The 25,929-nt window shown below is 46.0% G+C and carries 26 protein-coding genes and 1 pseudogene; 21 read left to right on the top strand and 6 right to left on the bottom strand.

The features are described 5' to 3' along the window. The 5 genes from yihI to J0A65_RS18355 all read left to right on the top strand — a co-directional run bounded on the left by yihI (position 1) and on the right by J0A65_RS18355 (position 4,623). Positions 1 to 459, top strand: a complete 459-nt coding sequence (yihI, locus tag J0A65_RS18375) for a Der GTPase-activating protein YihI (protein ID WP_206595805.1) — start codon at positions 1 to 3, stop codon at positions 457 to 459. Beyond that, positions 456 to 899, top strand: a complete 444-nt coding sequence (locus J0A65_RS18370; RefSeq protein WP_206595804.1) for a DUF2489 domain-containing protein — start codon at positions 456 to 458, stop codon at positions 897 to 899. Before yihI ends, J0A65_RS18370 begins: the two co-directional genes overlap by 4 nt. 153 nt (positions 900 to 1,052) lie before the next feature. Further along, on the top strand, positions 1,053 to 1,964 hold the full coding sequence (gene glyQ / locus J0A65_RS18365; RefSeq protein WP_206595803.1) for a glycine--tRNA ligase subunit alpha: 912 nt from the start codon (positions 1,053 to 1,055) through the stop codon (positions 1,962 to 1,964). Continuing rightward, positions 1,964 to 4,030: a glycine--tRNA ligase subunit beta gene (gene glyS, locus J0A65_RS18360; RefSeq protein ID WP_206595802.1), complete on the top strand. Its 2,067-nt coding sequence runs from the start codon at positions 1,964 to 1,966 to the stop codon at positions 4,028 to 4,030. Before glyQ ends, glyS begins: the two co-directional genes overlap by 1 nt. 107 nt (positions 4,031 to 4,137) lie before the next feature. Then, positions 4,138 to 4,623: an early set domain-containing protein gene (locus J0A65_RS18355; RefSeq protein WP_206595801.1), complete on the top strand. Its 486-nt coding sequence runs from the start codon at positions 4,138 to 4,140 to the stop codon at positions 4,621 to 4,623. Between the two features lie 47 nt (positions 4,624 to 4,670). On the opposite strand, the gene gyrB is transcribed toward J0A65_RS18355, so the two are convergent. The 4 genes from gyrB to dnaA are packed head-to-tail and all read right to left on the bottom strand — an operon-like array spanning position 4,671 to position 10,730. Further along, a complete protein-coding gene (gene gyrB, locus J0A65_RS18350) occupies positions 4,671 to 7,088 on the bottom strand; it encodes a DNA topoisomerase (ATP-hydrolyzing) subunit B (protein WP_206595800.1) in 2,418 nt (805 codons plus the stop codon). 7 nt (positions 7,089 to 7,095) lie between these two features. After that, positions 7,096 to 8,181 carry a DNA replication/repair protein RecF gene (recF, locus tag J0A65_RS18345; RefSeq protein WP_206595799.1) on the bottom strand — a complete coding sequence of 362 codons (1,086 nt, stop codon included), beginning with the start codon at positions 8,179 to 8,181 and terminating at the stop codon, positions 7,096 to 7,098. Between the two features lie 40 nt (positions 8,182 to 8,221). Then, positions 8,222 to 9,325 (bottom strand): DNA polymerase III subunit beta, encoded by a 1,104-nt coding sequence (dnaN, locus tag J0A65_RS18340; RefSeq protein WP_206595798.1) that lies wholly within the window; start codon positions 9,323 to 9,325, stop codon positions 8,222 to 8,224. A 19-nt stretch (positions 9,326 to 9,344) separates the two neighbouring features. After that, positions 9,345 to 10,730, bottom strand: coding sequence for a chromosomal replication initiator protein DnaA (gene dnaA / locus J0A65_RS18335; RefSeq protein WP_206595797.1), 1,386 nt, complete (start codon positions 10,728 to 10,730; stop codon positions 9,345 to 9,347). A gap of 517 nt (positions 10,731 to 11,247) precedes the next feature. Here dnaA and rpmH point away from each other — a divergent pair. From rpmH to mnmE, 6 genes are all read left to right on the top strand, one after another. Further along, on the top strand, positions 11,248 to 11,382 hold the full coding sequence (rpmH, locus tag J0A65_RS18330; protein WP_082633349.1) for a 50S ribosomal protein L34: 135 nt from the start codon (positions 11,248 to 11,250) through the stop codon (positions 11,380 to 11,382). 14 nt (positions 11,383 to 11,396) lie between these two features. Beyond that, positions 11,397 to 11,765, top strand: a complete 369-nt coding sequence (rnpA, locus tag J0A65_RS18325) for a ribonuclease P protein component (protein WP_206595796.1) — start codon at positions 11,397 to 11,399, stop codon at positions 11,763 to 11,765. Beyond that, positions 11,720 to 11,959 (top strand): membrane protein insertion efficiency factor YidD, encoded by a 240-nt coding sequence (gene yidD, locus J0A65_RS18320; RefSeq protein WP_206595795.1) that lies wholly within the window; start codon positions 11,720 to 11,722, stop codon positions 11,957 to 11,959. Before rnpA ends, yidD begins: the two co-directional genes overlap by 46 nt. Positions 11,960 to 11,976: 17 nt before the next feature. Beyond that, positions 11,977 to 13,608, top strand: coding sequence for a membrane protein insertase YidC (gene yidC, locus J0A65_RS18315; protein ID WP_206595794.1), 1,632 nt, complete (start codon positions 11,977 to 11,979; stop codon positions 13,606 to 13,608). A gap of 84 nt (positions 13,609 to 13,692) precedes the next feature. Continuing rightward, on the top strand, positions 13,693 to 14,175 hold the full coding sequence (locus tag J0A65_RS18310; protein WP_206595793.1) for a YajQ family cyclic di-GMP-binding protein: 483 nt from the start codon (positions 13,693 to 13,695) through the stop codon (positions 14,173 to 14,175). Positions 14,176 to 14,180: 5 nt separating this feature from the next. Then, positions 14,181 to 15,545: a tRNA uridine-5-carboxymethylaminomethyl(34) synthesis GTPase MnmE gene (mnmE, locus tag J0A65_RS18305; RefSeq protein ID WP_206595792.1), complete on the top strand. Its 1,365-nt coding sequence runs from the start codon at positions 14,181 to 14,183 to the stop codon at positions 15,543 to 15,545. Between the two features lie 106 nt (positions 15,546 to 15,651). On the opposite strand, the gene J0A65_RS18300 is transcribed toward mnmE, so the two are convergent. Then, positions 15,652 to 16,155 (bottom strand): STAS domain-containing protein, encoded by a 504-nt coding sequence (locus tag J0A65_RS18300; RefSeq protein WP_206595791.1) that lies wholly within the window; start codon positions 16,153 to 16,155, stop codon positions 15,652 to 15,654. A 23-nt stretch (positions 16,156 to 16,178) separates the two neighbouring features. Continuing rightward, the gene (locus J0A65_RS18295) at positions 16,179 to 17,489 is read right to left on the bottom strand and encodes a PP2C family protein-serine/threonine phosphatase (protein WP_206595790.1); all 1,311 of its coding nucleotides are present in this window, start codon (positions 17,487 to 17,489) and stop codon (positions 16,179 to 16,181) included. A 162-nt stretch (positions 17,490 to 17,651) separates the two neighbouring features. Here J0A65_RS18295 and mioC point away from each other — a divergent pair, with 162 nt between their 5' ends. The 10 genes and pseudogenes from mioC to J0A65_RS27460 form a co-directional block, all read left to right on the top strand. Next, positions 17,652 to 18,110, top strand: a complete 459-nt coding sequence (mioC, locus tag J0A65_RS18290) for an FMN-binding protein MioC (protein ID WP_206595789.1) — start codon at positions 17,652 to 17,654, stop codon at positions 18,108 to 18,110. 3 nt (positions 18,111 to 18,113) lie between these two features. After that, the gene (locus J0A65_RS18285) at positions 18,114 to 18,758 is read left to right on the top strand and encodes a DnaT-like ssDNA-binding domain-containing protein (protein WP_206595788.1); all 645 of its coding nucleotides are present in this window, start codon (positions 18,114 to 18,116) and stop codon (positions 18,756 to 18,758) included. After that, positions 18,739 to 19,560 carry an ATP-binding protein gene (locus tag J0A65_RS18280; RefSeq protein WP_206595787.1) on the top strand — a complete coding sequence of 274 codons (822 nt, stop codon included), beginning with the start codon at positions 18,739 to 18,741 and terminating at the stop codon, positions 19,558 to 19,560. The genes J0A65_RS18285 and J0A65_RS18280 overlap by 20 nt, the downstream gene beginning before the upstream one ends. 542 nt (positions 19,561 to 20,102) lie before the next feature. Next, positions 20,103 to 22,004, top strand: a complete 1,902-nt coding sequence (mnmG, locus tag J0A65_RS18275) for a tRNA uridine-5-carboxymethylaminomethyl(34) synthesis enzyme MnmG (protein WP_206595786.1) — start codon at positions 20,103 to 20,105, stop codon at positions 22,002 to 22,004. Continuing rightward, positions 22,004 to 22,642 (top strand): 16S rRNA (guanine(527)-N(7))-methyltransferase RsmG, encoded by a 639-nt coding sequence (gene rsmG, locus J0A65_RS18270; protein ID WP_416135319.1) that lies wholly within the window; start codon positions 22,004 to 22,006, stop codon positions 22,640 to 22,642. Before mnmG ends, rsmG begins: the two co-directional genes overlap by 1 nt. A gap of 21 nt (positions 22,643 to 22,663) precedes the next feature. After that, complete coding sequence (locus tag J0A65_RS18265) at positions 22,664 to 23,455, top strand: ParA family protein (RefSeq protein WP_206595785.1); 792 nt, start codon at positions 22,664 to 22,666, stop codon at positions 23,453 to 23,455. 48 nt (positions 23,456 to 23,503) lie between these two features. Further along, positions 23,504 to 24,379: a ParB/RepB/Spo0J family partition protein gene (locus tag J0A65_RS18260; RefSeq protein WP_206595784.1), complete on the top strand. Its 876-nt coding sequence runs from the start codon at positions 23,504 to 23,506 to the stop codon at positions 24,377 to 24,379. A 133-nt stretch (positions 24,380 to 24,512) separates the two neighbouring features. Further along, positions 24,513 to 24,890, top strand: coding sequence for an ATP synthase subunit I (locus J0A65_RS27940; RefSeq protein ID WP_416135318.1), 378 nt, complete (start codon positions 24,513 to 24,515; stop codon positions 24,888 to 24,890). Between the two features lie 37 nt (positions 24,891 to 24,927). Further along, positions 24,928 to 25,761: a F0F1 ATP synthase subunit A gene (atpB, locus tag J0A65_RS18250; RefSeq protein WP_206595782.1), complete on the top strand. Its 834-nt coding sequence runs from the start codon at positions 24,928 to 24,930 to the stop codon at positions 25,759 to 25,761. Between the two features lie 74 nt (positions 25,762 to 25,835). Beyond that, a pseudogene (locus tag J0A65_RS27460) lies at positions 25,836 to 25,929 on the top strand (ATP synthase subunit c family protein); the annotation flags it as partial.

Below are 25,929 nucleotides of genomic sequence, written 5' to 3'. Positions count from 1 at the left end.
ATGCCTAAGCAGCCATTTACCCACAAAGCAAAAAAACAGCAACCTGAGCAAGACAGGAAGCCTAAACGTCGTACAGGCAAACCGGCCGGCACCCGCAATAATGTAACCCCGAAGAAGGCAGAGCAGCTCGCCAAAGCGCCCCGGGATCCCAGGCTTGGCAGTAAGAAGGCCGTTCCATTGGTGGTCGAAAAGTCTGAGGCCCAGCCTAAAGCTAAGTATTTCTCACCGGCTGCAGAACTTAAGTCAATAGAGCAAGATACCCGCCTGGACGCGCTGATGGACCGCTTAGACGCCGGTGATAAGCTGTCTGCCGAAGAACAACGGTATGTCGACAGTAAGCTTGCACGTCATCAGGAACTTTGCCAACTGATGGGTATTGACCCGGAAGCTGAGCAAGACGATGACGACGACTTACTTGATAAATTTGAAAAAATTAATCTGGATCAGTTTAAGAAATGAGTTTCACGCCTCTGATAACCATCATTCTGGTGGCGGCGGTATTAATTATTGCTGCCCTGGCATTTTATGCCGGGCAACTCTTATTCCAGTTAAAACGTCAGAAACAGCAACAACAGGCCACTGTTAAACAGCGAGAAGATTACCTCCGCCAAAGTATTCAGACTATAGCGCAAGCCCTCGACCAACAGCAGTGTGGCTTATCGGAAGGCAGTATCAGACTCTGCGTACTGCTGGAAAATTTTGATCAAGCCTCTGATTATGCTGAGCGTTTTCCAGCTTTACATGAGCTCTATGGGCGCATCAAACATATGCCAACCCACAAAGCCTACAGTGAGTTACCTAAGCCAGAAAGGCGCCGTATGCAACTTGAGCGCGAAGAGCATGAAGCTGAACTGGAATCGCAAATACTAAAAGAGATTCAAGTTTTAAAGAGCTTCTAATTTCCCCCAAATGTGCGCTTAGCCCCTTTTAGCATCTCATCCCTCAATTCTGCTAATCAGCGCTTATTCCCCTGAATTTTGCCTACTTTCCAAGTCGCTCAAAAGGTATACTTGGCAGCATTTTTTAAAATAAACCAGCAAACACCGGATCTTATGCAAAAGTTCGATATAAAGACTTTCCAGGGACTGATTTTAGCCCTGCAGGATTACTGGGCACGTCAGGGCTGTGTGATTATTCAACCCCTTGATATGGAAGTAGGTGCAGGCACCTTCCACCCAATGACGTTTCTCCGCTCTATCGGCCCCGAGCCAATCAGCAGCGCTTACGTTCAACCTTGCCGCAGACCAACTGATGGCCGCTATGGTGAGAACCCGAACCGACTACAGCACTACTATCAGTTTCAGGTCATGCTGAAGCCCTCACCCGATAATATTCAGGAATTGTATCTGGGTTCATTAATTGAACTAGGTTTTGATCCTCTGGTACATGACATCCGCTTTGTCGAAGACAACTGGGAATCGCCCACATTAGGCGCCTGGGGTTTGGGCTGGGAAGTATGGCTAAACGGCATGGAAGTTACCCAGTTCACCTATTTCCAGCAAGTAGGTGGTTTGGAATGCGCGCCGGTAACAGGTGAAATAACCTATGGCCTGGAAAGACTGGCAATGTACATCCAAGGTGTTGATAGCATTTATGATCTGGTATGGACCGACGGTCCCATGGGTCGTGTAACCTACGGCGATGTATTCCATCAGAATGAAGTTGAGCAATCCACCTACAACTTTGAATATGCGGATGTAGAAGCGCTGTTCCGGACTTTTGACCAGTGTGAAAAGGACAGCCAGTCTCTTATCGAGAAAGGCTTGGCCTTGCCCGCCTACGAGCAGGTGATGAAAGCATCTCACGCATTTAACTTATTAGATGCCCGTCACGCGATTTCTGTAACAGAACGCCAGCGTTATATTCTCAGGGTAAGAACCCTGGCTAAGGCGTGTGCACAAAGCTATTACGAGTCAAGGGAAGCCCTCGGTTTCCCAATGTGCAAGCAGAAGGAGAGCAACTGATGCGCCAGGAAAACTTACTGATAGAAATTGGCACAGAAGAGTTGCCCCCTAAAGCGCTAACTAAGCTGGCTGAGTCCTTTGCGCAGGAAATGGATAAGCAGCTTCAACAGGCTGAGTTGTCAAAAGAAGACGTGACTTGGTTTGCTTCCCCAAGACGTTTGGCCGTTTACATTAAAGGCCTTGCTTATCAGCAAGCCGACAAGGTCATAGAGAAACGGGGACCGGCAATCAGTGCTGCTTTTGATGCTGACGGCCAACCTACCCGAGCCGCACTAGGTTGGGCTCAAGGTTTGGGAATAGACATTAAGGATGCTCAACGTTTATCTACGGATAAAGGTGAGTGGCTACTGCATATGGCCAATGTTAAAGGTGAGAGCCTGCCAACGATTCTTGCCGACATGGTAAATCAGGCCCTTAAAGCTTTACCCATCCCTAAACCTATGCGCTGGGGCAACAAGCGCACAGAGTTTATTCGTCCTGTGCATAATGTCTGCATGATGTTTGGCAACGAACTTATCGACGGTGAAGTATTGGGTATTCGCTCATCTACCACCCTGTCCGGTCATAGGTTCCATCATCCTGCTCCACTAACGCTGGATCATGCAGATAATTATTTGGCGTTATTGCGAGGTGCTTATGTTCTGGCAGACTTCCGCGAACGAAAGGAAGTTATCAGGCAAGGGCTAGCCCAGGCAGCGAGCAGCGAAGGCGCCGCCATTGAACCGGAAGAGAGCCTGCTGGAAGAAGTCACTGCGCTGGTAGAATGGCCTGTAGTGCTTACCGCCTCCTTTGAGGAAAGCTTCCTGCAAGTTCCCAAAGAAGCCCTTATTTACACTATGAAGGGCGACCAGAAGTACTTCCCGCTGTTTACTCAAAATGGCGAGCTGCTGCCACGCTTTGCTTTTGTTACCAATATAGAAAGCAAGGATCCTGTACAGATTGTTAAAGGTAACGAGAAGGTTATTCGCCCTCGCCTGGCCGACGCAGAGTTTTTCTTTACTACAGATAAGAAACAACGTTTGGCAGACCGCCTGGCAAGTCTTGATACCGTACTGTTCCAAAAGCAATTGGGTACCCTGAAGGATAAGTCCGAACGTATTGCCTCTTTAGCAGCCAAAGTGGCCGAGGCACTTGGCGCAAATCAACAGCAGGCTCAGCGCGCCGGTCTATTATCTAAAACTGACTTAATGTCTAACATGGTAATGGAATTCCCAGATGTGCAAGGTGTAATGGGAATGCATTACGCACGTTTGGATGGTGAAGATGAAGAGGTTGCTTTGGCACTGAACGAACAGTACATGCCAAGATTCTCAGGTGACCAGCTGCCTAGCTCTAACATAAGTTGTGCGGTCGCAATAGCCGACAAACTCGATACCCTGGTTGGTATATTTGGTATTGGGCAGGCACCTAAAGGTGATAAAGATCCCTTTGCGTTGCGAAGAGCAGCAATTGGCCTGTTAAGAATAGTGGTAGAAAAAGCGTTACCTTTAGACCTACAGCCGTTAATAAGTGCATCTGTTACTTTGTTCGGGGACAAACTCACTAATAGTGACACGGCAGAGCAGGTATTTGACTTCGTACAAGGGCGTTTCCGTGCCTGGTATCAGGAGCAAGGCGTGGATGTGGATGTTATCCAATCGGTATTGGCACGTCGTCCGTCGCGCCCTGCCGATTTTGACGCCCGCATTAAAGCGGTGCAGCACTTTAAGACATTAGAGGCTGCCCAGGCGCTTGCAGCGGCCAATAAACGCGTTGCCAATATCCTTGCCAAGGTAGAAGAACCACTTCAGGACAAAGTCGACGCAGCTTTGTTGAAAGACGCGTCAGAGCAAGCACTGCTTAGCCAACTGGAGTCGGTAAAAGGACAGGTTCAGCAGAGCATGCAGCAGTTGGATTACAAGCAAGCCTTAGTGAGCTTAGCCACACTCAGGGAATGCATCGATTTGTTCTTCGATCAAGTCATGGTCATGGATGAAGACCTCGCAGTCAGGGCTAATCGTCTAGCGCTGCTGAGTGAATTGCGCACATTGTTCCTGGGTGTCGCAGACATCTCAATTCTAAATTAGTACCGAGCATAGAAAATTGAGGCCCACCATTGGTGGGCTTCTTTATTTGTGAGGTACTAGATAAACGTCCGGCGTATTCGCTTTGCCCCGGATGATTTGTTATAACTATGCGCAATATTAAAGCCGTATATGAATTATTGAGGATCCGCAGAATGGCCATGCCAAGAGCGCTTACCATCGCCCTACTACTTTCGACATTGTCTGCCTGTGCGAGTCGCCCTAGCCTGCCAGAACAAGAGCAAATTCAAGATCTTTATTTGCGAGGTGTGTTTACCTGGTGGGAGGCTGATGAGAACTATAAGATGCAGCGTCTTTCAGAAACCCTATTTAAAGGTGAAGCTGAGTTAATTGCCGATGGGCAACCCTACGATTTTAGAATTGCTGATGCTCAGTGGTCAGAGGGTTCAAACTGCGGCTATCTACAAAAGGACAATGATGAGCAGGTCAAGCTAGGTAAGCCCGTAAAAGCTAGTTGCGATATGACCAATAACAATTTCAAGTTCACGCCAAGCGAAACCGGACTTTATGAATTCTATATAGACTTCTCGCATTCGGCCCATCCACAAGTGACCATAAATAAGAAATCAAGATAACTAATTGATTTAATTAAAAAAGCCGGCGGAAGCCGGCTTTTTTATTACTACACATCCAGGTTTGCTACCCTTAATGCATTTTCTTCAATAAATGCTCGACGAGGTTCAACTTGGTCCCCCATTAAGCATGTAAAGAGTTGGTCAGCAGCGATGGCGTCCTCAATAGTGACTTGAAGCATGCGACGGCTTTCAGGATCCATAGTTGTTTCCCAAAGCTGAGTAGGGTTCATCTCACCTAATCCTTTATAGCGCTGAATATAAATACCGCGCTTAGATTCTGCCAGTAGCCACTCCAATGCCTGTGCGAAACTATCAACTTTCTGTGTTTTTTCGCCCCTGGCAACATAACCACCATCCTCGATGATGCCATTGATAGCTTCATTTAGCTCTCGAATACGTTTGTATTCTGTGGAATCAATGAAGTCATGGTCTAAACGATATTCGTTGTCGATACCATGCTGGCGCATCACCACTACCACATACCAATTTGAACGCTCGCGGTCTTCTCGTACCTCAAAACGATACAGAGCTCCGTCACTCTCTGAATCCTCTAGTTCTTTAACCAACTTCTGCCCTACTGCTGCCAGCTTAGTTTGGTCTGACAGATCTTGTAGGTTGAGGATATCGGCATAAACCAAACGCATCAGTAATGCTTTTGGCATGATACGGCTGATTCTATCAATCATGCTCATAGTGGTCTGGAACTGCTTAACCAAAGTCTCCAGTGCAACGCCAGAGATAGCAGGTGCATTCTCGTTTACATACAAGGATGCATTATCCAGAGCCATGGTCGTGAGGTAGGCGGTTAAAGCAGGGTCATCTTTAATGTATTGCTCTTGCTTACCTTTCTTCATTTTATAAAGTGGAGGCTGGGCTATATATACATAGCCTCGTTCAATAATTTCAGGCATCTGACGATAGAAGAAGGTCAAAAGTAAGGTACGAATGTGGGACCCATCAACGTCAGCATCCGTCATAATAATGATGCTGTGATAACGAAGTTTGTCTGGATCATACTCATCCCGACCGATACCACAACCCAAGGCTGTGATTAGGGTTGCCACTTCCTGCGAAGAAAGCATCTTGTCAAAACGTGCTTTCTCAACGTTAAGAATCTTACCTTTCAAAGGTAAGATAGCTTGGTTCTTACGATTGCGCCCCTGTTTAGCAGACCCACCGGCAGAATCTCCCTCCACTATGTACAGCTCAGACAATGCAGGGTCTTTTTCTTGGCAGTCCGCCAATTTGCCGGGCAATCCAGCCAGGTCGAGCGCTCCCTTACGACGGGTCATCTCTCTGGCCTTTCTGGCAGCCTCTCGCGCTCTGGCAGCATCAATAATTTTTCCAGCAATGATCTTAGCGTCAGCAGGGTTCTCTAACAAAAACTCCTGGAGCTTTTCACCCATTGTCGTTTCTACTGCAGGTTTCACTTCTGAAGAAACCAGTTTGTCTTTTGTCTGAGACGAAAATTTCGGGTCCGGTACTTTAACGGAAACAACTGCGGTCAAGCCTTCACGGGCATCATCACCACTAGCGTTGGTCTTGGACTTTTTGTTTAGACCTTCGTTTTCCATATAGTTATTCAGAGTACGGGTTAACGCTCCTCTGAAGCCGGCTAAGTGCGTACCACCATCTCGTTGAGGAATATTGTTGGTAAAGCAATAAATGTTTTCCTGAAACCCATCATTCCACTGCATAGCCACTTCTACGCTAATGCCGTCCTCTCGCTCAGTCGAGAAGTAAAACGCTTTCTGATGCACTGGTGTTTTGTTCTGATTCAGAAACTGCACAAATGCATTGATTCCGCCTTCGTAACAAAAATGATCTGATTTTCCGTCACGTTCATCATTAAGATAAATGGAAACACCTGAGTTCAAAAATGACAATTCGCGAAGGCGTTTAGCCAGGATGTCATAGTGAAAAACAGTGTCAGAGAAGGTTTGAGGACTTGGCCAGAAACGAATGCTAGTACCTCTCTCCTCTGTTTCACCGACAGGAGCAAGAGGCGCTTGAGGCACACCGTGCTGATATTCTTGCTCGTGAATCTTGCCGCCACGGCGAATACGCAGTTGTAATTTTTCTGACAAGGCGTTTACTACTGATACACCTACACCGTGCAAGCCACCAGAAACTTTATAGGAGTTATCATCGAACTTACCGCCTGCATGCAAAACAGTAAGTATTACTTCAGCTGCAGAAACCCCCTCTTCCGGGTGAATTTCTGTAGGTATACCACGACCGTTATCTTTCACCGATACAGAACCATCATTGTGAATGGTAATTCGGATATCAGAACAGTGTCCGGCTAACGCCTCATCAATGGAGTTGTCTACAACTTCAAACACCATATGGTGAAGACCGGTGCCATCATCAGTATCACCGATATACATTCCAGGTCTTTTTCGGACAGCATCCAGGCCCTTTAATACTTTGATACTTGACGAATCATAGTTGTTTTCAGACATTTACCTTCTACTCCTCTTTCACCTGGCCATGTTCCACGTGAAACATTTTTTTATCTTTGTAATCTTCTACAAAACCGACATGTTGCTTCTCAACAGCAGTAACAAATATCTGTGCAGAAGAATTGAGTAACTCACTGATAAAAGCTTCTCGTTTGGCCGAGTCTAACTCGGCGCCAATGTCATCCAATAAGAACACACAGCCCTTTCGTTTCTCTGTCAGTAAATACTGAGACTGCGAAAGAAGAAGCGCAGCCATCAACATTCTCGCCTGACCTCTCGATAGCACCTCTTGCGCTATTATACCGTCAGCTTTAACACGAAGATCCGCTTTGTGTGGTCCTTGGGATGTGAAGCCATATTTTAGGTCTCTAGGCATATTTTGATTCAAAACATCCGCCAGAGACTTAGATCTATCCCACCCGCTATAATACGAAATTTCGAAGGAAAACTCAGGTAGAAAATGGCTCAGATTTGCATATATATAAGGAGCCAGCCTATCCAAGTAACTCTCCCTTAGCTTATCTACCTGCTCCCCACTAACCGCTAGAGATTCATTCCAATAAGCCCCTTCGCTGCCTAATACACCTTTCCTAAGTAATGCATTCCTGTGGGCCAAAATCTGCTGATAACGGGCATTCAACGTCAGGAAAGACTGTTCCACGTGGAACAATCCCCAATCTAAAAACCGACGGCGTAAACTTGGAGCACCGTGAATGACTTCAGCACTATTAGGGGTAAATATTTGTACAGGCAACAACTTAACTAAATCAGAAGCGCGGTTTAGCTGTTCACCATTTACCCTAATAATAGACTCGCCGTTTCTCAGTCGCTGATAGCCGATAGCTGCAGACTGAGTTGATTCTTCATCTATCGCCTTACAGAAGACGGTGAAAGAATCGGCATCATGTTGAATAACATGTTGATGTCGAGCACTACGAAAAGAACGGCCAAAACCGAGATAATGGATAGCTTCTAGTAAAGAGGATTTACCGCTACCGTTGATACCGTACATTACATTTAAACCAGCAGCAGGAATAAGCGATACACTCTGCAAATTCCTAAACTGCTGGATTTGGAGACGCTCCAGTATCATTTAGATGCTAAGCCCGCTAGGGCCAAAAAGATGGGCAGGATTACAACCTCATTGGCATAATGACATAGAGTGCCGAATCATCTTTGGCGTCTTCAATTAATGCGCTACTGTTGGAATCAGACATGCTGATACGAACATTTTCAGAACCAAGCGCGTTCAACACATCAATCAGGTAAGCAACGTTAAAACCTATTTCTAAACTGTCACCTTGATACTGAACATCAACAATTTCCTCTGCTTCTTCTTGCTCAGGGTTGTTAGCTGTAATCTTCAGCTCACCTGACGAGAGGTTTAGCCTTACACCTCTAAATTTTTCGTTAGAGAGAATAGATGCTCGAGAGAAAGCCTGCTTCAGTATTTCCTTACTGGCTTCGAGAGACTTATCCCCATCCTTAGGCAGAACTCTCCGATAATCTGGGAATCGGCCATCCACTAATTTGCTGGTGAAAATGAAATCAGTAGAGAAGATTCGAATATGGTTGGCACCGATCTGTACCTTCAAGGACTTATCATCATTCTCTATTAGGCGTGATATCTCCATCACCCCCTTCCTGGGAATAATAACCTGACGATCGGGTAACGGCGCTCCCTCGTAAGGCGTCCGGCACAATGCTAATCTGTGACCGTCTGTGGCGACAGTGCGGATAATGCCGTCTTCTGTTTCCAGTGACATGCCATTTAAGTAATAGCGCACGTCCTGCTGGGCCATTGAGAAATGCGTGCTGTCTATCAACCGCTTTAGTTGAGACTGCGAAATCTCAAACTCCACCTCACCTTGCCAGTCTTCTAGGTTTGGATATTCGCTCGCTGGGAGTGTAGACAAGGAATATCTTCCGCGTCCTGATTTCAGTAGGGCTTTGTTTCCCTCCAGCAAAAATTCAACGTCACCAACATCGGAAAATCCTTTAACTATATCTAATAGCTTCTTGGCAGGAACGGTAATTTCACCGTCTTCGAACTGCCCTGCCAGACTTACGTTAGATATTAACTCCACCTCTAAATCCGTGCCTGTTAGCCATAGTGTACCCTCACTAACTTTAATCAGCACATTAGACAGAATAGGCAGCGTGTGTCGACGTTCAACGGCACCAGCAACCAACTGCAGAGGTTGTAAGAAGTTTTCCCTACTTATAGTAAATTTCATGAGCGACTCGTTGTAGTTTTTAGGACGACAGGGTTCGAATCAAATTCTGATAGTCTTCTTTTATATCATGACTCTCTTCACGGAGTTGGCCAATCTTTCGACAGGCATGCAAGACGGTTGTATGGTCTCTACCACCAAATGCATCACCAATCTCGGGCAAACTGTGATTAGTCAATTCTTTCGCCAATGCCATAGCAACCTGCCTTGGCCTTGCCACACTGCGGCTTCTCCGTTTGGAGAGGATATCGGCCACCTTAATTTTGTAATACTCAGCGACCGTTTTTTGAATGTTATCTATAGTAACGAGTTTTTCTTGTAAGGCTAATAGATCTCGTAACGCTTCACGGACAAAATCAATGGTAATAGGGCGCCCGGTAAAGTTTGCATTAGCGATAACCCTATTCAAGGCACCTTCTAATTCTCGCACATTAGACCGCAATCTCTTTGCGATAAAAAATGCCACTTCATCCGGTAAATGAATCCGATTCTCCACCGCCTTTCTCATAAGAATCGCCACTCGGGTTTCCAGCTCTGGCGGTTCAATCGCGATAGTTAAGCCCCAACCAAAACGAGACTTCAATCGGTCTTCTACACCATCGATCTCTTTTGGATATCTGTCAGAAGTCAAAATAATCTGCTGGTTACCTTCCAACAGCGCGTTGAAAGTGTGAAAAAACTCTTCCTGCGAGCGGTCCTTCTTTGCAAAGAACTGAATATCATCGATAAGCAGCGCATCGACAGAACGGTAGTAACGCTTAAATTCTTCGATGGCATTATTCTGCAGAGCCTTAACCATGTCCTGAACAAAACGCTCTGAATGCATGTACACCACTTTAGCGTCTTTATTCTTGGCCATCAGTCCATTACCAACAGCATGCAATAGGTGAGTCTTACCTAAACCTGTTCCTCCGTAGATAAACAACGGGTTATATGCGCCCCCAGGATTATCTGCTACCTGACTAGCAGCAGCTCTGGCCAGTTGGTTCGACTTACCCTCTACAAAGTTATCAAAGGTATAGGTCAGATTAATATTGCTCTTGTGCTCAACTCTGACTTGCTGTGGCACACCTGATACTGGAGAGTGAGTAACAACCTGTGGTGCAGAAAATGTACTGACGGGTATTACCGCTGGTTGCATGGGCGCAGAGACACTTGGCAAGCTATTGGCTACACCTACATCAAAATGCAGAGCTGGAGGCGTATCTGGAGCACAGATCTCTGCGAACAACTCTGATATACGAGAAATATACTTATCGCGCACCCAATCCAGTACAAATCTATTAGGAGCAAACAACGTCAGCGTAGAGTTGTCATACTGGGCTTGAAGCGGACGAATCCACATGCTGAATTGCTGAGTGGGCAACTCCTGCTGTAACCGCCTGAGACATTCTTCCCATAAAGACATTAATTAGGCACTCCTGCCGGAACCAATGAAGTCACCAGCTAAAAAGACGAAAAGGATGCGTGCGAACAAAGAATGAACACCGAAAAATTTGGGTGTGAGGACCTGTTGTCGCTAAGGCTGTGAATTATTGCGCATATTTATCCACATGTTCAAGTTCGATCTTTCCTGCTTTGCAGGATTAACTTAGATAAACACATATCCATTTGATTAATATCAATTTATTTTGACAACAAAGAATAGTGACAGAGTGACAATGGCATATACCAAAAAGCAATAAGTGGATAAAAAGCAGCCTTTATTTTAATAAGTTAGAGATCTACTCGCTGTTTTCTGTGGATAAACCCTATTAAATATATAGGTTATTAACATAATAATTTTGCGCAAGGTACATAAAAGCGACAGCGCCCTGCAAATTGCGTTGACATGCTTCATATAGATCTCTAAAATTCGGCGTCCTTTTAAGCACAACCCCGTGCTTGAAGAGTCAACATCAGTTATTGAAGCGGCGGACTAGGTTATGAAAAGAACATTTCAACCAAGTAATTTAAAGCGTAAACGTTCACACGGTTTTCGTGCCCGCATGGCGACAAAAAATGGCCGCAAGGTTCTAGCTAGTCGTCGTGCTAAAGGCCGTGCTCGTTTATCAGCCTAATTGCATTTATCGAAGTGGGTGAAAATAAATTTTCTCGGGAGCTAAGGTTACTTACTCCCACCCATTTCGAGAATGTATTCCAACAAGCAATTCCTGCTGTATCTCCGCAATTAACTGCACTCGCCAGACCCAACGGCTTACACCATCCCCGACTTGGTATTACTCTCGCTAAAAAAAGAGTAAAAAAAGCTCATGACCGGAATCGCCTGAAGCGCGTTATTCGAGAAAGTTTTCGACTAAACCAACATGATCTGCCCAGTGCTGATATAGTGTTAGTCGGCAAATCCGGGTTGGATCAATTGACCAATCAACAGTTGTATGAACTCTTGAGTAGGTTATGGAAAAAGCTCAAACAGCGTTGCAATCAGCCAGTATCTGGCTAATTCGACTTTACCAAAGGTGGATTTCTCCGCTTTTGGGGCCGAGATGCAGATTCAATCCGACCTGCTCAGAATATGCTGTTGGAGCAATAAAAAGCCATGGTGTTGTGATTGGTTGTTGGTTAAGCATCAAACGCATATTAAAATGCCACCCTTTACATCCGGGGGGAGACGATCCCGTCCCGCCGAAAACATAAGATAAAAGTAGTCAGTTATGGAATCCCAAAGAAGCTTTCTTCTCATTGGCCTGGCCTTGGTCAGCTTTTTATTGTGGCAACAATGGCAATTGGATTATGGCCAACCGCCTGTTCAAACAGCCGAAGTTGCAGGCAGTACCGCTAACATAAGTAGTCCTGTGTCGGATGATGTTCCTGTTGCTGATAGCCAGCATCCGGCAGCATTGGCCGAAACCCAGGGTAAGTTGATCCACGTGGTAACTGATAGCCTGGATGTGCAAATAAACACTCAGGGTGGTGACATAGTGTCAGCTAAGCTCGCTGACTTCCCGGTCACTCAAGGCTCCACTGAGAGCTTTACGCTACTGACATCAGAGCCAGGCCATCAATATATCGCGCAAAGTGGGCTGATTGGTCCTGATGGCCCGGATTCCTCAGCTCAGGGGCGCCCAGTTTATACGGTTCAGGCCACCGAGTATCATCTGACCGAAGACACTTTAATAGTTCCTCTTACCTATCAAAACGCCAATGGTGTAATGATTACCAAAGCCTTTACCTTCAAGAAAGGCAAGCATGACATTAACGTCGAATACAGTGTTCAGAACAACTCCGCAGCACCTATTCATGTGCAACAATATGCACAATTAAAGCAGTCATTAGCAGGTCCGGAAGGCAGCATGTTTATGCCTACCTACCGTGGCGCCGCCTATTCAACAGCCGAAGAGCGCTATCAGAAGCATGCTTTTGACGATATTGAAGACGAAAAATTAAATGAAAATACCCAAGGCGGCTGGGTTGCCATGCTTCAGCATTACTTTGTTTCAGCCTGGGTCCCACCGCAAGAAGAACAAAATACGCTTTACAGCCGTATTTTGAACAATGAATTCGCCAGCATTGGTTTTAAAGGTAGCCTGAAAACCCTTGCGCCAGGTGAAACCCTTAAGCTAAGCAGCACCTTTTATGCAGGTCCTAAAGATCAGGACGATCTGGTACAGCTCGCAAGAGGTTTAGATTTAACTGTAGATTACGGCATTCTGTGGTGGCTTTCACAACCCTTGTTCTGGTTACTGCAATTTATCCACGGCTTGGTGGGTAACTGGGGCCTGGCCATAATTATCATCACTATTATTGTTAAAGGCGCCATGTATCCGCTGACTAAAGCTCAGTACGAATCCATGGCTAAACTACGTGCTTTGCAACCCAAAATGCAGGCGCTCAAAGAACGCTATGGCGAAGACCGTCAAAAGATGTCTCAGGCCATGATGGAAATGTACAAGAAGGAAAAAGTGAACCCTATGGGGGGCTGTTTCCCTCTGCTGCTGCAAATGCCTATATTCCTGGCTCTTTACTGGGTATTCCTGGAAAGTGTTGAACTACGTCATGCAGACTTCTTCCTGTGGATTACCGACTTGTCAGTTAAAGACCCTTACTTTGTGCTACCAGTGCTAACCGGTGCCAGTATGTACTTGTTACAGAAACTGCAGCCTATGACCATACAGGATCCAATGCAGCAGAAAATCATGCAGTGGATGCCAGTCATGATGAGCGTGTTCTTCCTGTGGTTCCCGGCGGGTCTGGTACTGTACTGGCTGATTAGTAATGTCATCACTCTAGTTCAGGCTAAGATGATCTACGCATCCATGGAAAAACGCGGTATCAAATCCCACTAAAAGCAAATTCAGAGGCCCGTTATACGGGCCTTTTCTTTAGCTGTTGGGTAAAATACCCCTATTCATCACCCTAGAGGAACCGACATGCCATCTTTTGACATCGTCTCTGAAATTGATCTGGTTGAAGTGAAAAATGCCGTAGATAACGCCATCCGCGAACTGGATACCCGTTTTGATTTTCGTGGAATAGAAGCCAGTTTTGAACAAAAAGATAATCAGGTTACGCTGATTGCAGAGGCAGAATTCCAGCTTCAACAGATGCAGGAAATTTTGCGCTCTAAATGCGCCAAGCGTGGAGTCAGTACCGCAAGCATTGAGCAAAAAGGTATCGAGCGCAGTGGTAAAACCTATAAGCAAATATTGGTGTTTCGCCAAGGTATTGAACAAGACATGGCGAAAAAGATCAGCAAACTGATCAAGGAAAGCAAGGTGAAGGTGCAAAGCTCTATTCAGGGTGATCAAGTGCGCGTTACCGGCAAGAAAAGAGATGACCTGCAAGAAGCCATTGCATTGGTCAAATCTGCCGACCTTGGGCAGCCATTCCAGTTCACCAATTTCCGCGATTAAGCGTAATGACCAGACAACCGACCATTGTTGCTCAGGCTACCGCCCCAGGGCGAGGAAGTGTGGGCATCATCCGAGTATCAGGCCAGCAAGCCCAGCAGGTTGCCAAGCGTGTACTGGGTAAAGTCCCTGCTCCTCGTGTTGCGGAATACCTGCCTTTTCATGATGAACAAGGAAAGCCTCTGGATCAGGGCATAGCGTTGTTCTTCAAGGCACCTAATTCCTTTACCGGCGAAGATGTACTGGAACTCCAGGGACACGGTGGTCAGGTTGTTATGGACATGTTGATTCGTCACATTCTTGCCGTTGATGGCCTGCGGATAGCGCGTCCAGGCGAATTCAGTGAACGCGCTTTTCTGAATGATAAGATGGACCTGGCTCAGGCAGAGGCCATCGCAGATCTGATTGATGCCAGCTCTGAACAGGCCGCCCGCTCTGCTGTTCGCTCCCTGCAGGGTGAATTTTCTAAACAAGTGCACCACTTAGTTGAACAGGTTATCCATCTGCGAATCTATGTTGAAGCGGCCATCGACTTTCCGGATGAAGAAGTCGACTTTCTCTCCGACGGCAAAGTTCAAAATGACCTGCAAGACATCATCCAACAGCTATCAGCAATACGCACCCAAGCTCGCCAGGGAAGTATCCTGCGCGAAGGAATGCGCGTCGTTATAGCCGGTCGCCCCAATGCCGGTAAATCTAGCCTGCTGAATGCCTTAGCCGGCCGAGAAGCCGCTATTGTCACCGACATTGCCGGCACCACACGTGACGTTTTGAAAGAGCACATACATATTGATGGTATGCCCCTGCATATTATTGATACCGCAGGTTTGCGAGATAGCGATGATAAGGTGGAACAAATAGGTATTCAGCGTGCCTGGCAGGAAATCGCCCAAGCTGACAGGGTGTTAATGATGGTCGACAGCTGCGAAACCAGCGAAACCGATCCTAAGGTAATCTGGCCCGAATTTATAGAAAGACTCCCAAGCGGCACAAAAGTCACCTTAATCCGCAATAAGGTCGATTTATCCGGTGAACCAGTTGAAAAAGCAGAGATAGAGGGAAACACTTTGATTCGTCTGAGTGCCAGCCAGGCCAAAGGTATAGATCTTTTAGCTCAACATCTAAAAGACTGTATGGGATTTGATGCTAGCACCGAAGGGCAATTTATTGCCAGAAGACGCCATTTGGAGGCACTAGAAAAGGCAGCAGAACACTTAGATATAGGCTACGAGCAGTTGGTCAGCAGTATTGCCGGAGAAATACTGGCAGAAGAACTTCGTTTAGTGCAGCAACATCTGAACGAAATCACAGGTGAATTTAGCTCTGACGATCTGTTGGGAAGAATATTCAGCTCTTTCTGTATCGGTAAATAGCCACTAGTTCATATTATTCACCAACATAATAGGTGTAAACGTGCTGGTTATGCAGGTATAAAGTTGTTAATAATCCAACGCGACCTATTTTTGGCAAGGCCAATATTTAATTGCCTTGCCGCTCCTTCTCCATCAGTTCTACAACCGGTTGGAATAACTTTCTATTGTCTTCACTCAGTGCGCTAAGTTCTTTGTGTGCTTGATAAATAAGCTCAGCCTGCGCATCAGCTGTTGGCTCCGTTGTTGATTCCGTAATTAACTCATCCATCTGAATATCTTCTATGCGTTCTTCGACGAAATGAAAAACCTGATCCAAACACATGCTCTTTAGCAACAATAACATATTGGCATTGGTACAGAACAAGTTTGGTTTTCCTTTGCTGTTACTCAAGCTGAGTCTGGCCAGCATAGCAAGCAACCCCAAACAGGTGCTGTCCATATATTCGGTCTCAGTTAAATCAACAGAAACCCGAGAGCATGCGTGTTGCTGCTCAAATAAATGACGGATAAATCCGTCCATACCCTCCACCGAGGTATGCCTTAGTTCTCCGACAAACTTAAACACACATAAACCCGCATGATTGGCAAAATAAACCTGTTCGTCTCTCATAACACCTCCGAATCAAGTTTCGCTTAGCGAAGTACGCTCAATACTGTCAAATCATCTGACAAACTGGTCGAATCGGTAATTTTAAACTGCTCAGCCAAGACATTCTGAGTTTTAGGTATAAGCTTCAGACAGCCAAGTAATTTACTCATTTTATCTTCCAGATTGCTGTCTTGCATGATGTCGAGTATGCCGTCGGAACAAACAAATAGCCTGAATTCATCAGCCAGATGGCATTGACTCGTTTGATATTGCGTAAAATCAAACAATCCTACCGGCGTGCCTTTAGTCTCTATAAAGCTGGATTGCCCATTTTGAATCAATACCGGCCAGGGAAAGAGCCCAGCATTCGCGTAGCTCAATTGATTGGACTGCAAATCAACCACAGCATAAAAAATCGCAATATGCTTACCCAAATCATCGGAGATTAATGCTTGATTCAACATAGACAATACAGAGGCGGGATCGATAAGTGCAGTTTGCTTATTGAAACGATATTGTTCCTGCAGAGTGGTAATAAAGCGCTTTAGGTAAATAGTAATAAAAGCAGACGACACCCCGTGGCCAGCCACATCCGCCAAATAAAACCCGATATAACGGTCATCGATAGAAAAGTAATCGACGAAATCTCCACTCATAATTTCTGAGGGCATTAAAAAATGGGAGAACTTCAATGAAGTTAAAGAAAGTTCCTTTTCCGGTAGTAGCTTGAACTGGACCTGTTTGCCCGCCTTTTCACCATCTTCCAAAAGTTTCAGGGATTGTTGTAAACGGGTGTTGGCTTTTTCGAGCTCCTGGGTACGATCCTGCACTTTTTGTTCTAAATGTTGATTTAACTGCGTGACTTTTTCGATGTACATATAAGTACGAAGAGAAGCAATTACCGCTGTAAAAAGCTTCTGAACGGTTAGCTCAGTCTTACCTTTGTAATCGTTAATATCATACTGGAGAATAATTTCCTGCTCTGGTGCATGGCCAGGTTGCCCGGTGCGCAAAATAATGCGCACTTCATCATTCCCAAGCTCCCCCCTTATAAACTTAACTAACTGTAAGCCTGCATCATCAGACTCCATCACTACATCCAGCAACACCAGTGCAATATCCTGCTCATCGGCTAGCACCTTACGTGCCTCTGCCGCGCTTTTAGCACTTAACAACAACAGTGGACGCTGCTCAAAGACTAAGTCACGTAATACCAAACGCGTCAGTATGTGTACTTCTTCATCATCATCAACAATCAGCACCTTCCAGGGTTGATTGCTATCGCGACAATTTTGTAACTCCTCATCTTCGTTGCTGAACAGCAACGCTTCCTCAATATAAGTGGCTTGGCTCATTGGCAACTCTGATCTCACAAAGCACTTGTCTGTTAAAACTACGCTGATCATTTCACTATAGCTATAAACATAGTCAACGGCCGTCAGGCATAAAAGCAATCAAGGCTAATTTGTCGACAACTTGATATAATGCCGGCATTGAGGTTATCAGCACATTTTGACATGCAAAAAATAGAAATACTGGTCGGTTCAATGTTGGGTGCAACTGAGTATGTTGCCGATGCACTAGTCGAAAAATTGCAGGAAATGGAAATTCCCAACCAACTGCATCTAAAGCCGGATCTGGCTGATTTAGACAATTCAGCCCTATGGCTTGTCTGCACATCAACTCATGGGGCGGGTGAGCTACCAGACAATATAAAACCTTTTTCCAAACAGCTTGAAGAACAGCAATTACCTCAGCTTGCCTATCTTTTAGTCGGACTGGGGGACAGTAGCTACGATACTTTCTGTGAAGGCGCCAAGCAGATGCAGACACTGTTAAATAACGCAGGTGCCACGCTACTGGCTGAGCCCATACTGATTGATGTGTTACAACACCCCGTTCCTGAAGATGAAGTTGTAGCCTGGTTTGAATCCGACTTAGTTCGCGACGCAATAAAATCCCGGTTGCAGAGGTAACAATTGAATCAGTCCGAATTGATTGCGCTAAATGGGGCTCTGAGCAACGAAGCCAGAGTACTTTATTGCCTGGGCTTGCGACCAGACGCTGATAATACAACTGGCTTAACCAAGCCCCTGAACTACCGTAAACTACTAGCTCTGCTTAACAGTAAACAGCCGTTGCTGAGTCTAGGCAGACATATCAATCAGTTATTACGAGAACTTGCTGACGCTGGTTTAGTAGACAGCCGCGATGAATGTATTAGCAGTCGCAGCTTAAATGGCCAGCAATTACTACTTCCTCTGGTTGTGGCATCACAGACCCAATACCAAACCTTACATCTGCATTGGCAGTGTATGTCTGTCGACTGGCGCCCAAACCAGAGATTATTTGATGAATTAAGTCAGTTGGTAGGTTTGTTGGATAACCAGTATTCTGATGAAGACGTCGGCGAGTTCATCGCATATTGGTTAAGTCGTCCGGAAATTAGCCTGACCCAATTTCAGTGGACGCAGCGATTCGTTCTACAATTGAAAAAGTCTCGTCTGACACCGGGTAGCAGACATAAAATCGGGCAACAATTTGTTTCTGCTACACCCGGAGTAGCAGCAGATGAAAACGCCAAGAAACTGGTGGAGAAATACAGTGCAAAGCCTAAAGGATAAAATCGAACAACTCGGCCGAACCTTGGGGAAGACCAAACCGGTAGAGCAAGTAAAAGACTATGCGCAGCTTCGCAAAGAGTACGAACAACAAGCTAACAACGAAGTACGTCAGCAGCAACTAGATGCCAAACGGAAGCGCATAGAGCAAATTCACGGCCGTTCTGACTTAAATCCGAAGTGGACATTTGACAACCTCATTCAGGACAGTCCGGACGTCACAGAAGCGGTGAGCATTGCACAGTCTTTTATAGCCGCCCATAGTGACCCCAGCTGGCGAGCCAGTGGCTCACATATGATGGTGTTCTATGGGGACTATGGTCGAGGAAAATCGCATATTGCCGGCGCCATAGCGCATGAGCTTATAGATCGCTATGAAATATCCGTTTTGTATCGTCAACTGACCAGCTTGCTGGAAATGCGGTACTTTTCCTATGATTATTCAGCCAAGGATGACATAGGACAGAAGTTTCGTGAGATCACCCAGGAGCTTATGTCTGTGGATCTATTAATCTTAGACGAAGTCTGCGTAAACGAAACCGTACTAAAGAAGAGCACACAAAGCTGGTTAGGCACCTTACTGCGCCAGCGTCATAGCCAGAATAAAAACTGTATTCTAATAACTAATCATGATCTCACTGGGCTTGAACAGGCTCTGGGGCCTTATTGCTTTGAATCAATCAAGGAATACGACACCTATAAAGTTCGATTCAGTGGTCCCAGCCGACGTAAAACAGTCACAGACGATTTTACATCTGCCAGTAAAAAATCCACCTCAGGCTATGTTCCTAACCAAGTTAGATAACTATTTCTGCTGACGGCAAAAAATATCGCCGTCAGCGCCGCCATCATTTTCAGATCATTATCCCCAGATCTCGCCGCACCTTCCTGATCGCTGATCTCCCTTATCGCCACTCAGATCTTAGGATCTTACTCAGGATCAACTCATAGTTTATTCACAGCGAAGCCACAGGAATAAAGGAATTGTGGATAAGATCTATAGGTTTACTGTGATCAACCTTTGATCAATGCAAGAATAACTTAGACAAGAAAATCGACTGTGGATAAGATCGCGTTTTGATCCCAGCTTATACCCAATAGATCAACGATTACTCACACCTAAGATCGTTACCTATGTTATTGATTGGTAATAATTAAAATGGCTTATCCAGAGGATCGTGTCTGCTTAAATATAATAAATATAAATAAAGAGATCAGAATAGATCCTTTCTTTTCTTATCCGGATCAGAGGATCGCATAGATCCCCTGCTCGAATTTTAATCGTTCCGTTTAGCCAGGAAAATCTATAGAATATGCGCCCCAAATTTTGGCAGGTCAGAGTGAAAGATGTTTTACACAGAAAAGTTTGATGTGATTGTCATTGGTGGCGGTCATGCAGGCACAGAAGCGGCATTAGCATCATCCAGAATGGGTATGAAAACCCTGTTGCTGACACATAACATCGATACACTCGGGCAAATGTCCTGTAATCCTGCTATTGGTGGAATAGGTAAAGGCCATCTGGTCAAAGAGATAGATGCCCTAGGGGGGGCTATGGCACTTGCCGCGGATCTGGGTGGGATCCAATTCAGAACTCTGAATTCAAGCAAGGGCCCTGCAGTGCGCGCGACCCGCGCACAAGCTGACCGTAGCCTGTACAAGGCAGCCATTCGCAACATTCTTGAACAGCAACCTAACCTGACCTTGTTTCAACAATCTTGCGAAGATCTCATCGTTGAAAACGATCGGGTGACCGGTGTGGTTACCCAGATGGGATTAAAATTTCAGGCAAGTGCTGTTGTTCTTACTGTTGGCACTTTCCTGGGTGGTATTATCCACATTGGCCTGCAGAATTATCAGGGAGGCAGGGCTGGGGATCCGCCATCCAATGCTCTGGCGCAAAGATTGCGAGCACTGCCATTCAGAGTCGGGCGACTGAAAACCGGTACACCGGCGCGTTTAGACGCTAGAACATTGGATTTTTCAGCCATGCAGGAACAACCTGGAGATGATCCTTTACCGGTATTTTCTTATTTGGGTAAGATCCAGGATCACCCCAGACAGATCCCTTGTTATATCACCCATACTAATGAGAAAACGCACGAAATTATCCGCAATAATCTGCATCAATCACCGATGTATGCTGGGGTTATTGAAGGAATTGGGCCAAGATATTGCCCTTCTATTGAAGATAAGATCGTACGTTTCGCGGATAAAACCTCACATCAGATCTTTGTTGAACCTGAGGGGTTAAATAGCATTGAAATATACCCGAATGGGATTTCCACTAGTTTGCCTTTTGATGTTCAGTGGCAATTAGTGCGCTCCATCAAGGGATTTGAGAATGCTCATATTGTTCGCCCAGGTTACGCCATCGAGTATGACTTTTTTGATCCCAGAGATCTCAAGCAATCTTTGGAAACTAAGTACATTAATGGGTTGTTCTTTGCCGGACAAATTAACGGTACCACTGGCTATGAAGAAGCCGGCGCCCAGGGGCTCATCGCAGGTATGAATGCTGCATTACAGGTTCAGGGGAAAGCCAGCTGGACACCTCGTCGTGATGAGGCTTATGTTGGTGTGTTGATCGACGATCTGGCAACTATGGGCACGCAGGAACCTTATCGTATGTTTACCAGTCGCGCAGAATATCGTTTGCTACTGCGCGAAGATAACGCGGATTTGCGCTTAACCGCTAAAGGTCGCGAATTGGGGCTGGTGGATGATATTCGCTGGTCTGCTTTTAACGCTAAACTGGAAGCCATTGAGGTTGAAAGACAGCGCTTGCGTAGTCAATGGATCCATCCTGGACATGCAGCAGTTCCTGAGTTGAATCTGAAGCTGAAAAATCCGATTTCTCGCGAGCATTCACTAGAAGAGTTGGTTCGTCGACCTGAAGTTACTTATGCCGACTTGATGCAAATCAGCGATCTTGGCCCTGGCCTGAATGATCCTCAAGCTGCTGAGCAAGTTGAGATTCAGATCAAGTACGCTGGTTACATCGAGCGGCAGAAAGATGAAATCGAGCGGACGCAACGCAATGAGAATACCTTACTGCCTATTGATCTGGATTATGCCGGCATTTCTGGTTTGTCCAACGAAGTGGTGGCCAAGCTCAAATCGGCCCGCCCTGAAACTGTTGGTAAAGCATCCAGGATCTCCGGGATCACACCTGCTGCTATCTCATTGCTGCTTGTACACCTCAAAAAGCAGGGCTTGCTAAAAAAATTGGATAAAGAATCAGCTTGATGATGAAAATTGATAGTGAATTGCTGGCCAGTTTGAATACCTATCTGGTCAAAATGGGCTTGCCTGTAGAGCAATCAAAGACTGAGAAGCTTGTGGGTTTTGTACAGTTGATGGATAAGTGGAACAAAGCCTACAACCTCACCTCTGTGCGCGATCCTAAGGAAATGCTGATTAGGCATATTCTTGACTCCGTGGTTGTTGCGCCGCAAATCACTGGTAAGCACTATATCGACGTAGGAACTGGGCCTGGTTTACCTGGGATTCCTCTGGCCATCATGCTGCCTGATACAAAGTTTGTGCTGTTAGACAGTCTGGGCAAACGGATACGTTTTATTAAACAAGTTGTTCATGAGCTTGGTTTGACCAATGTTCAGGCGGTGCAGAGTCGTGTGGAAGAGTTTCATCAGCATGTGCCTTATGATGGCGTTCTAAGCCGCGCTTTTGCATCCATAAAAGATATGTTGCACTGGTGCCAGCATCTGGTAGATTCTCAAGGGACTTTTTTAGCCCTCAAGGGCCAATTTCCAGCCGAAGAATTGGACGAAATTCCCGCGAACTTCAAGGTCTGCGAGGTCGTCAAGCTGGAAGTACCGGGTCTGGATGCGCAACGCCATCTGGTCAAGATCCAGAAAATCTAACTGAACGTGGGGAAGACTGTCTTGGGTAAGGTTATTGCCATTGCAAATCAAAAGGGCGGTGTAGGCAAAACGACCACTGCGGTGAATGTTGCCGCATCCATGGCGGCAACCCGGCGCAAGGTTTTACTAATTGATCTTGATCCGCAGGGAAATGCGACTATGGGCAGTGGCGTCGATAAGTTTGACGTAGACGCGACTTGCTATGAGTTGTTAATTGAAGAAAAACCTATTGATGACGTCATTATCAAAGAAACGTCCGGTAAATATCACCTGATCGCTGCCAACGGTGATGTCACTGCGGCTGAAATCAAGCTGATGGAGCAGTTTGCCCGCGAAGTCAGATTACGTAATGCCCTCAAGCCGGTTCGCGATTATTACGACTACATTTTCATCGATTGCCCCCCTTCCCTAAACCAACTTACGGTCAATGCCATGGCGGCGGCAGATTCGGTTTTAGTGCCCATGCAGTGCGAATACTATGCGTTGGAGGGGCTGACAGCGCTGATGGATACTATTCGTAAATTGGCCTCTGTGGTTAATCCCGAGCTTAAAATCGAGGGTGTGCTGCGCACTATGTATGATCCTCGTAACCGTCTGGCTAATGATGTATCCGAGCAGCTAAAACGCCACTTTGGCGAACAGGTTTACCGTACGGTTATTCCCCGCAATGTGCGTTTGGCTGAGGCACCTAGTTTCGGTGCGCCAGCCATGTATTATGAAAAATCTTCTGCTGGTGCTAAGGCCTATTTGGCATTGGCTGGTGAAATTTTACGGCGACGTGACAGAGAATCCACTGTAGCCAAAGCGGGTTAATCCGTTAGAATTCGCCGACACAGTAAACCAAGAACTTTTGAGGATCCCATGTCGAGCAAGAAACGAGGACTAGGCCGAGGCCTTGATGCGTTACTGGCTACCAGTAACCAGCATGTCAAACAGGAACAGGACCTGGAACAGCTCGAAAAAAGTGGTGAATTGCAAAAGTTACCTGTTGAGTTTTTGCAACCCGGCAAATACCAGCCTCGCAAAGACATGTCGCCAGAAGCGCTGGAAGACCTGGCGTCTTCCATCCGTTCTCAGGGCATTATCCAGCCCATCGTTGTTCGCAAAGTGGCAGAACAAAAGTACGAAATTATCGCGGGTGAACGTCGCTGGCGAGCTTCGCAAATGGCACAACTGGCCGAAATTCCCTGTTTGATCAAAGATGTACCTGATGAAGCTGCGGTGGCTATTGCGTTGATTGAAAATATTCAGCGTGAAGACCTCAATGCCATGGAGGAAGCACAAGCTCTGCAACGTTTGCTCAACGAATTTGAACTGACTCACCAGGAAGTGGCAGATGCTGTAGGTAAATCCCGCGCCAGCGTGACCAATCTGCTGCGCTTAAACAATCTCAATGATGACGTTAAATTGTTGCTTGAGTACGGCGATATTGAAATGGGTCATGCCCGTGCATTACTCGGTCTGGAAGGAGACCTTCAGGTAGAAGCCGCACGTGCCGTCGTGGCTAAAGGCATGACGGTTCGTGATGCCGAAAAGCTGGTGCGTAAGCTGCTTGAACCTGCTCCGGCAAAGCCTGAAAAGAAAGCCGACCCCGATATTAAGCGACTAGAAACGCAACTTGCCGAGAATCTTGGTGCCGCCGTTTCTATCAACCATAACAGCAAAGGTAAAGGTAAGCTGGTCATCAGCTATACCAGCCTGGATGAGTTGGACGGCATTCTTTCTAAGATTCACTAGCTGCCATTCTACAAGACGCTTTATTCTTCGATCTTATAAGACCAAGGCATAATCCGGTAATTGTTGAATATTTACGGCGAAACAGTATAATTTTGGCGCTTTTGAATTGAGTTTGAATTGAGCGGGGAACGCGGTGGCGGATTTGGCCAGGACCGGCAAGTTGCTGGCCAGAAGAGTACTAATCGCCCAGAGCCTGACTGGCTTGGTTTTGTCCCTTGCTGCTTGGTGGTTGTGGGGGGCTGACAGCGGGTTGTCCGCAATTGCAGGCGTGTTTACCTGCATCATTCCCAATAGCGTATTTGCCCACCTTGCCTTTAGATATGCTGGAGCCAGTAAGAATGATCTTGTGGTTCGCAGTTTCAGTCAGGGCTCTAAATTCAAACTGATATTGACGATTTTTATCTTTGTGGCGGTATTTCAGTGGCCTTATGTTCAGGCTCCAGTGCTGTTTGCCAGTTTCGCCGCCACAATGCTGACTCAATGGCTCGTGTTAATAAAAATAAAGCCTTGAGATGAAAGATTTTTTAAAAAACTTGTTGGGATAACTAATGGCATCAGAAATCTCTACCAAAGATTACATCACGCACCATTTGACCAATGCCACAATGTGTAATACCGATTCTGGTATTGCATTTAATAAAGCCTGTGCTGACGCCGGCTTTTGGCAGTGGAATGTGGATACTCTCGGTTGGTCTATTGCAATGGGCCTGCTGTTTTTGTTTGTTTTCCGTAGCGTAGCTAAAAAAGCCACCTCCGGCGTGCCTGGCAAAATGCAGGCTTTCGTAGAAATGGTAGTCGATTTCGTTGATGACAACGTTAAAAGTACCTTTCACGGTAAGAGTGCGCTAATCGCCCCTCTGGCCCTGACCATTTTTGTGTGGGTTCTGTTGATGAACCTGCTGGATTTGATGCCGGTTGATGTACTGCCATCTATTGCAGGCATGATTGGTCAATACGGTTTTGGTATGGATCCTCATGATGTATACATGAAAGCCGTGCCTACTACTGACCTGAACATGACCTTTGCCCTGGCATTAGGCGTGTTTGCCCTAATCCTGTTTTATTCTATCAAGGTCAAAGGTATTGGTGGTTTTGCCAAAGAGCTGAGTATGCAGCCTTTCGGTCACCCTGTATTTATTCCTGTGAACCTGATTCTTGAAGTCGTTACCTTGCTGGCGCGTCCGTTGTCTCTGGCACTGCGTTTGTTTGGTAACCTGTATGCCAGTGAGCTGATCTTTATTCTGATCGCCACTATCGGTTTCTTCCAATTGCCCCTGCATTTCGTTTGGGCGGTATTCCATATTCTGGTGTTGCCACTGCAGGCCTTCATTTTCATGATGCTGACCATCGTGTATTTGAGCCTGGCGTGTGAAGATCACTAAAACGTATTAGAGATTTTTTTCTAATTTAACCTTAAACCTTTAACTTTTTACTTAACTAAAAATCGGAGATATACATGTTATACATCGCTGTTGCTCTACTTATCGGTATGGGTGCTCTGGGTACTGCTATCGGCTTCGGTCTGCTGGGTGGCAAGTTCATGGAATCTG

The organism is Bowmanella yangjiangensis (genome assembly GCF_017255015.1).
GTDB classification, from domain to species: domain Bacteria; phylum Pseudomonadota; class Gammaproteobacteria; order Enterobacterales; family Alteromonadaceae; genus Bowmanella; species Bowmanella yangjiangensis.
The sequence above is the reverse complement of the archived record's forward strand: the minus strand, read 5'-3'. Positions and strand labels throughout refer to the sequence as shown.

Coding starts and splice junctions, on each gene's coding strand:
- atpB (WP_206595782.1), top strand. CDS start 24,928: ATGGCATCAGAAATCTCTACCAAAGATTACATCACGCACCATTTGACC.
- J0A65_RS18260 (WP_206595784.1), top strand. CDS start 23,504: ATGTCGAGCAAGAAACGAGGACTAGGCCGAGGCCTTGATGCGTTACTG.
- J0A65_RS18310 (WP_206595793.1), top strand. CDS start 13,693: ATGCCATCTTTTGACATCGTCTCTGAAATTGATCTGGTTGAAGTGAAA.
- yidD (WP_206595795.1), top strand. CDS start 11,720: ATGGAAAAAGCTCAAACAGCGTTGCAATCAGCCAGTATCTGGCTAATT.
- yihI (WP_206595805.1), top strand. CDS start 1: ATGCCTAAGCAGCCATTTACCCACAAAGCAAAAAAACAGCAACCTGAG.
- gyrB (WP_206595800.1), bottom strand. CDS start 7,088: ATGTCTGAAAACAACTATGATTCGTCAAGTATCAAAGTATTAAAGGGC.
- dnaN (WP_206595798.1), bottom strand. CDS start 9,325: ATGAAATTTACTATAAGTAGGGAAAACTTCTTACAACCTCTGCAGTTG.
- recF (WP_206595799.1), bottom strand. CDS start 8,181: ATGATACTGGAGCGTCTCCAAATCCAGCAGTTTAGGAATTTGCAGAGT.
- yidC (WP_206595794.1), top strand. CDS start 11,977: ATGGAATCCCAAAGAAGCTTTCTTCTCATTGGCCTGGCCTTGGTCAGC.
- mnmE (WP_206595792.1), top strand. CDS start 14,181: ATGACCAGACAACCGACCATTGTTGCTCAGGCTACCGCCCCAGGGCGA.
- mnmG (WP_206595786.1), top strand. CDS start 20,103: ATGTTTTACACAGAAAAGTTTGATGTGATTGTCATTGGTGGCGGTCAT.
- rpmH (WP_082633349.1), top strand. CDS start 11,248: ATGAAAAGAACATTTCAACCAAGTAATTTAAAGCGTAAACGTTCACAC.
- glyS (WP_206595802.1), top strand. CDS start 1,964: ATGCGCCAGGAAAACTTACTGATAGAAATTGGCACAGAAGAGTTGCCC.
- dnaA (WP_206595797.1), bottom strand. CDS start 10,730: ATGTCTTTATGGGAAGAATGTCTCAGGCGGTTACAGCAGGAGTTGCCC.
- J0A65_RS18295 (WP_206595790.1), bottom strand. CDS start 17,489: ATGAGCCAAGCCACTTATATTGAGGAAGCGTTGCTGTTCAGCAACGAA.
- glyQ (WP_206595803.1), top strand. CDS start 1,053: ATGCAAAAGTTCGATATAAAGACTTTCCAGGGACTGATTTTAGCCCTG.
- J0A65_RS18370 (WP_206595804.1), top strand. CDS start 456: ATGAGTTTCACGCCTCTGATAACCATCATTCTGGTGGCGGCGGTATTA.
- mioC (WP_206595789.1), top strand. CDS start 17,652: ATGCAAAAAATAGAAATACTGGTCGGTTCAATGTTGGGTGCAACTGAG.
- J0A65_RS18300 (WP_206595791.1), bottom strand. CDS start 16,155: ATGAGAGACGAACAGGTTTATTTTGCCAATCATGCGGGTTTATGTGTG.
- rsmG (WP_416135319.1), top strand. CDS start 22,004: ATGATGAAAATTGATAGTGAATTGCTGGCCAGTTTGAATACCTATCTG.
- J0A65_RS18355 (WP_206595801.1), top strand. CDS start 4,138: ATGCGCAATATTAAAGCCGTATATGAATTATTGAGGATCCGCAGAATG.